This window comes from Streptomyces sp., from assembly GCF_036566765.1.
In the GTDB taxonomy this organism is placed as follows: Bacteria; Actinomycetota; Actinomycetes; order Streptomycetales; family Streptomycetaceae; genus Streptomyces.
On the sequence record NZ_DATCVQ010000410.1, the window covers coordinates 1 to 6,106 of the forward strand.

The window sequence follows — 6,106 nt, forward strand, 5'->3', positions numbered from 1 at the left end:
TCACTGAGTAGAGCTACGCTCCCTTGTCCTTCTCACTCATCGGCTGCGAGATCAGCCGTTTGACCCACCGTTCGTTGAATCCCGCCAGAATCCCGATCCCGACCCAGAAGAAGAATGACTGCGCCACGGCGGCATCGTTGAACGGATCAGCGCTCTCCAGCAGATTCTCTGTCGGATCCGGGAAGACCGCCACGATATGGCCTTTGACCATGCACAAGATCCCGGCTGCGAATAGCCAGCCCAAGATGATGCGGTAGAACGCCGTCCTCTTCGATGTTGTGCGGTGCGGAACCCGGTGGTCGGCTCCAAGACGCAGCAACACGCTGATTGAGGCCCCCAACGATCCGCCCCCAAGGCACGCGAGCGAATCCCTATAGGCAAAGAATTCCTTTGGATTAAGCTGCTTTCCCCCGTCCAGGGGGCTGCGAAGCGTGACGACGATATCTTTCATGACCAGCCCAACCAGCACCAACACCACGATACTGGTTCCCACCCCCACGTAGAATCCTCGCGCGTAGCGCCTCCGTGCCCGTACCCCGGAGAGCTCATCGATGAAGGCGGCAATTTTCTCCCTCCGAGCCTCCAGGACCTTGGCGACCTCCTCCGAACGGATTCTTTTTCGCTGCTCGTCGTTATCAACGAACTCAGAGGCCACGTCACCGCGAGATTTCGCTGCACTGAAGGCGCCAATCGTCATACGACGCACTGTCAGCCAATCTCGCTCTTCTAAGGAATCCTCCGCCTCCGAATCCATGAACTCGAAATCGCATACGATCAGCGGTACAATCCCTCGAAATTCCGGAAGCCCTTCCACAAGTTCTTCGAAGGGCTTCCGCAGCAGCCTCGTACGATCCGCCTGCCGCTCTTCCTTCTGCTGCTCTCGCCTCGACTGCACTCCAGGACGCCACAGCACTACCATCCCCCCCCCGATTCCCCCAGCACGTATGCCGGTATGTACCGCCGTCCGTCCCTCCTGGCAAGTCACCCGCCTCGGTACACCTCGTGAGATCAAGACCACTCGGGTCTTCTTCCCACGGCCCTGGCGGGCTTGGCGGAAAGCCTGTTCGCCCGCAGCAACGCGCTGTGGGGTTCGGCAACGCTGATCGTGGTGGTGACGGCGCTGGTGCCTCAGCCGACCGTGAACGCGCCGCCCGGCGGTACCGGCGACGGGACCGCGTCTCCGTCCCCCACGGGGTGCGCGTCCCCGATGAAGCGGGTCAGGGATGCGCCCTCCTCGACCCGGGCCGGGAAGGGGTCGGCGGCCGCACGGCGGCTCAGGTAGGCGGTGTCGAGCGGCCTGTCGGAGGCGACGAGGACCGCGTTGCCGAAGCGGCGGCCGCGCAGGACGGCGGGCTCGGCGACGAGCGCCAGCTCGGGGAACGCCTCGGCGAAGGTGGCGAGTTGGGAGCGGAGGAAGGCGAACGGGGCTCCGTCGGCCAGGTTGGCGATGTAGATCCCGCCCGGCCGCAGCGCTCGCCGGACCGCCCTCGCGTACGCGGTGGAGGTCAGGTGCGCGGGCACCCGGGAGCCGCCGAAGACGTCGCCGACGATGACGTCGAAGGACGCGGCGGGCGCGCTCTCCAACCACGCGCGGGCGTCCGCGCCGTGCACCGCGACGCCCGAGCCCTCGGGCAGCGGAAGGTGCTCGGCGACCAGCGCGAGCAGCCCCCGGTCGGCCTCCACGACGTCCTGCCGCGAGCCGGGCCGGGTGACCGCCACGTACCGCGGCAGGGTCAGCGCCCCACCGCCCAGGTGCAGGACGTCGAGGGGCGCGCCCTCCTCAGCCGCCCGGTCGAGGACATGGGCGATCCGGCGCGCGTACTCGAACTCCAGATGCGTCGGCTCGTCCAGGTCGACGTACGACTGCGGCGCGTCGTCCACGGTGAGCAACCAGGCCCGCTCCCGGTCGACATCCGGCATGAGACGGGCGGTACCCCCGTCGACGTCCCGGATCACGGGAATCTGCTCGTTCACGTCCCTATTCTGCCCAGACCGCGCCGACGGCCGACGCACGGGCCACGGCCTGGGCCCGCCCGGCAGGATCCGTCACGGCCTGGGCCTGCCCGGCGGGGGCGGCGGGCCGGATCGAAAGTGTCGCGCCCGACCCCACTAGCCCCAGAGCGCGACCACGGCCGACGCATGCGCCGCGGCCTGGGCCCGCCCGGCGCGAGCGGCGGGCGCGCGACGCGCAGGGTCGAGGGTGTTGCGCCCGAAGGCCTGCTTCGACGCCTTGTCGGGGGTGATGACCTCGACCCGCGCGCCGGCGGCCGCCAGGTCCGCGCCCTGACGGGCCGGGGACAGGATGACCTTGTTCCCGGAGGCGCTGGGGGCGATGATCACGACCCGCTCGTACCCGGCGGCCAGGTGCGCATTGGCGGTGGAGTGCAGGCCGCCGTCGATCCAGCGGCGGCCGCCGAGGGTGGCGGCCGGCCACAGGCCGGGGATCGCGCAGCTCGCGGTGACGGCGTCGACGAGCGCGGCCCCGCCGTTCTTGTCGTGGGCGGTGAGCTCGCCGGTGAGCGCGTCGACGGCGGTGATCAACAGGCGGCGCTCGGGCCACTCGGTCACCGGGGCGAGCCGGCGCCCGACGGTGGCGCGGCGGGCGGCCTCGTCGACCGTGGCCGCGCCGAGCGCCAGCCGGCCGAGCTTGCGCCCGTACTCCTCGGGAGTACGGGAGGTCAGCACGGCGAGCGCGTACCGCGACACCTTCCCGACCCCGAGCCGTGCGGCCGGCTCGTCCGGCGCGCTGCCGCCGACCTCCCGCTCGTACAACTCGGCGACGCCGCCCTGCCCGGACGCGACCCGCGCCCCGACGACCGCCCCCACCGAGCTCCCGACGATCAGATCCGCCGAGCCCAGATCCGCACCCGCCTCAGCAAGCCCGTGGAGAACCCCCAACTCCCAGGCCCCGCCCACGAGTCCACCCGCGCCCAGTACCAGTGCCGTCCGCCGCGTCTCCGTCATGCCCCGAGTCTGACGCGGCCCCCGAGACCCGCGCCCGGCGGGGTGCGGAACGCGAGTCTCCGGCCGGCCGGGCTCCTGGCAGGCTCGTCCTCGACGTCGTCGGTCGCCTGGCGGCCCCAAGGCAAGTCGGGCAGGCGTGGCCGCCGCACGGCGGGGTCGACCCGCCCGCCGCACGGCGGCCCCGGCCCAACTCGGGCCCGGCCCGCCGGCCCCACCGCCCGGCCCGCCCCACCGCGGCCTCAGACCACCGCCGTCACCGTCCCCGCCCCCACCGTGCGCCCGCCCTCGCGGATGGCGAAGCCGAGGCCGGGCTCCAGGGGGACGTCGCGGCCCAGTTCGACGGTCATGGTGACCGTCTCGCCGGGGCGGGCCACGCCCGCCATGCCCAGGTCGACGTCGCCGACGACGTCCGCCGTGCGGATGTAGAACTGCGGGCGGTAGCCGGACGACAGGGGCGTGCTGCGGCCGCCCTCGCGGCCGGAGAGCACGTACACCTGCGCCGTGAAACGGCGGCTCGGCTCGACGCTCCCCGGCTCGGCCACCACGTGGCCGCGGCGGACCGCGTCGCGTGGGACGCCGCGCAGCAGCAGGGCCACGTTGTCGCCGGCCTGCGCGGACTCCATCGGCTTGCCGAAGGTCTCCACGCCGGTGACGACCGTGTCGACGTCCGCGCCGAGGACGGCGACGCGGTCGCCGACCCGGACCGTGCCGCGCTCGACCGCACCGGTCACGACGGTGCCGCGCCCGGTGATGGTGAGCACGTTCTCGACCGGCATGAGGAAGGGCGCGTCCACGTACCGCACCGGCATCGGTACGTACGTGTCCACCGCGTCGAGCAACGCCTCGACCGCCGCGGTCCACCGCGGGTCGCCCTCCAGCGCCTTGAGCCCGGAGACCCGGACGACGGGCACCGCGTCGCCGCCGTAGCCGTGCGCGGTCAGCAGCTCGCGGACCTCCAGCTCGACGAGGTCCGTCAGCTCGTCGTCGCCCGCGTCGGCCTTGTTGAGCGCGACGACGATGTGGTCGACGCCGACCTGCCGGGCGAGCAGCACGTGCTCGGCGGTCTGCGGCATGATCCCGTCGAGCGCGGAGACCACGAGGATCGCCCCGTCGAGCTGCGCGGCCCCGGTGACCATGTTCTTGACGTAGTCCGCGTGGCCGGGCATGTCGACATGCGCGTAGTGGCGGGTGTCGGTCTCGTACTCGACGTGCGCGATGTTGATCGTGATGCCGCGCTGCGCCTCCTCCGGCGCCCGGTCGATCCGGTCGAACGGCACGAACACGCCGGTCCCGCGCTCGCTGAGGACCTTGGTGATGGCGGCGGTCAGGGTGGTCTTGCCGTGGTCGACATGGCCCATGGTGCCGATGTTGAGGTGCGGCTTGGTGCGCACGTATGCCGTCTTGGGCATGGCTGACGTCGTTCCTTCCCGGAACTGAATGAAGCGTCTCCTCACGGAGGGGGACCCCTGGGTCGATCCGACCCTCCCCCTGTGGGGTCCGCCGGACATTCCGGGGAGAGTCAGCTTCGCGCGCCGCCGAGGGGCGCTGCGGGCGCCGCTGCCGCGGCGGCGAGAACGGGAACGGCAGCCTTCGGCGCGTCCGCGACTGCGGACGGCGCTGCGGGGAAGGCGTACCTGGACATGTCGACGATCCTCGCGGACCAGGGCCCCCGCGTCGACCGAATTTCCGCGCGGTCAGAGGTTCTTGAGCGCCTCGCGGACCGACAGCGGCGCGAACCGGTCCCGGTGCCCCTCGACGAACGCGCGCACCTCGTGCGGCGCGGTCTTGGCGTACTCGCGCAGCGCCCAGCCGATCGCCTTGCGGACGAAGAAATCGGGATGGTCCGCCCGGCGCAGGCAGTAGGAGAAGAGGCGCTCGGCGTCGGTGGCGTCCTTGAAGCGGAGCTGGTGCAGCAGCGCGGTGCGGGCGACCCACAGGTCGTCGTCCTCGATCCACTCGTCCATCTGCTCCGCGAGTGCCGGGTCGGCGGCGACGAGCCCGCCGACGACGTGGGCCGCGAGGTGGTCGACGGTGTCCCACCAGGAGTCGGTGGTGACCAGTCGCCGGGCGACGGGCAGGAAGCCGGAGGAGCAGCGGGAGACGTGCCGGCGCAGGTAGTCGACGGCGAAGTAGTGGTACTCGCGCTCCGGCAGGGCGAAGCAGCGCAGCGCCACGGCCGTGCAGTCGGCCTCGTCGGGCCGGGGCAGGCCGTCCAGGACGGTACGGGTCCGTGCGCGCCGCTCGGGGGTGCGGATGCCGAGGAAGGGGGCGATCCCCTTCATGTACGCGACCATCTCCTGCGCCCGGAACGGGTCGCCGGCCGCCGGGTAGACCTCCGTGAGCCGGACCAGCACGGTGTCGGCGAGGGCGCTGTCGGGGACGGCGGGCGTCATGCGGTTCACCCTACGGGGGATGACGGACATTACGGCGATCACATGTCCCCGTCGGTTAGTCTCCCCGGATGCTCGACCCCGTCACCCGGCCGCCGGGCTCCCTGGCTCTCCGCTGCTCCCGGGCGCTGCTCTCGCCCTGGTCGCGGCTGTCCCTGCTCGCCGTGCTGCTGCTCGGCGCGGCGACGGCGGTGCTGCTCTACGAGCCGCAACGGCTGCTCGCCGAGGGCTGGCCGCCACAGGTGGCCGGCGCGGGCGCGGTGGTGATGTTCGGGGTCGCGTACGGGCTCTGCACGGCGGCCTTCGTGCCGCGACCGATCCTGAACCTGGCGGCGGGCGCGCTGTTCGGCGCGCAGGCGGGTGTGGCCGCGGCGGTGGCGGGCACGGTCCTGGGCTCGTGCATCTCCTTCACGCTGGGCCGGGTCCTGGGCCAGGGCGCCCTGCGGCCGCTGCTGCGCGGGCGCTGGCTGAAGGCCGCGGACGGCCAGCTGAGCCGGCACGGCTTCCGTTCGATGCTGGCGATCCGGCTCTTGCCGGGGGTGCCGTTCGCCGCCGCCAACTACTGCGCGGCGGTGTCCCGGATGGGATACGCCCCGTTTCTGCTGGCGACCGCGGTCGGCTCGATCCCGAACACGGCCGCGTACGTGATCGCGGGCAGCGAGGCGTCCTCGCCGTCGTCGCCCGCGTTCCTGGTCTCGACCGGCTTCATCGTGGTGACCGGCGTGGCGGGCGCGGCGGTGGCCTGGCGCAAG

General features: G+C 72.1%; 7 protein-coding genes. 1 reads left to right on the plus strand and 6 read right to left on the minus strand.

What is annotated here, in order from left to right; translation table 11 throughout:
* Window positions 1-13: 13 nt before the first annotated feature.
* From VIU94_RS23860 to VIU94_RS23885, 6 genes are all read right to left on the minus strand, one after another.
* Entirely contained in the window at window positions 14-919 is a 906-nt protein-coding gene (locus VIU94_RS23860) for a hypothetical protein (protein ID WP_331913927.1), read from the minus strand.
* 209 nt (window positions 920-1,128) lie between these two features.
* Window positions 1,129-1,974: a spermidine synthase gene (locus VIU94_RS23865; protein WP_331913929.1), complete on the minus strand. Its 846-nt coding sequence runs from the start codon at window positions 1,972-1,974 to the stop codon at window positions 1,129-1,131.
* A 135-nt stretch (window positions 1,975-2,109) separates the two neighbouring features.
* Window positions 2,110-2,964 carry a patatin-like phospholipase family protein gene (locus VIU94_RS23870; protein WP_331913931.1) on the minus strand — a complete coding sequence of 285 codons (855 nt, stop codon included), beginning with the start codon at window positions 2,962-2,964 and terminating at the stop codon, window positions 2,110-2,112.
* Window positions 2,965-3,203: 239 nt separating this feature from the next.
* Window positions 3,204-4,373 (minus strand): elongation factor Tu, encoded by a 1,170-nt coding sequence (gene tuf, locus VIU94_RS23875; RefSeq protein WP_331913933.1) that lies wholly within the window; start codon window positions 4,371-4,373, stop codon window positions 3,204-3,206.
* Window positions 4,374-4,483: 110 nt separating this feature from the next.
* On the minus strand, window positions 4,484-4,606 hold the full coding sequence (locus tag VIU94_RS23880; RefSeq protein WP_331913935.1) for a hypothetical protein: 123 nt from the start codon (window positions 4,604-4,606) through the stop codon (window positions 4,484-4,486).
* A 52-nt stretch (window positions 4,607-4,658) separates the two neighbouring features.
* Window positions 4,659-5,357, minus strand: coding sequence for a DNA alkylation repair protein (locus VIU94_RS23885; protein WP_331913937.1), 699 nt, complete (start codon window positions 5,355-5,357; stop codon window positions 4,659-4,661).
* Window positions 5,358-5,425: 68 nt separating this feature from the next.
* On the opposite strand from VIU94_RS23885, the gene VIU94_RS23890 reads away from it, so the two are divergent.
* A partial coding sequence (locus VIU94_RS23890) for a TVP38/TMEM64 family protein (protein WP_331913939.1) occupies window positions 5,426-6,106 on the plus strand: 681 nt, incomplete at its 3' end.

Excerpts from the sequence above, each read along its gene's own strand:
- VIU94_RS23860 (WP_331913927.1), bottom strand. The coding sequence starts at position 919 with ATGGTAGTGCTGTGGCGTCCTGGAGTGCAGTCGAGGCGAGAGCAGCAG.
- VIU94_RS23885 (WP_331913937.1), bottom strand. The coding sequence starts at position 5,357 with ATGACGCCCGCCGTCCCCGACAGCGCCCTCGCCGACACCGTGCTGGTC.
- VIU94_RS23870 (WP_331913931.1), bottom strand. The coding sequence starts at position 2,964 with ATGACGGAGACGCGGCGGACGGCACTGGTACTGGGCGCGGGTGGACTC.
- VIU94_RS23880 (WP_331913935.1), bottom strand. The coding sequence starts at position 4,606 with ATGTCCAGGTACGCCTTCCCCGCAGCGCCGTCCGCAGTCGCGGACGCG.
- tuf (WP_331913933.1), bottom strand. The coding sequence starts at position 4,373 with ATGCCCAAGACGGCATACGTGCGCACCAAGCCGCACCTCAACATCGGC.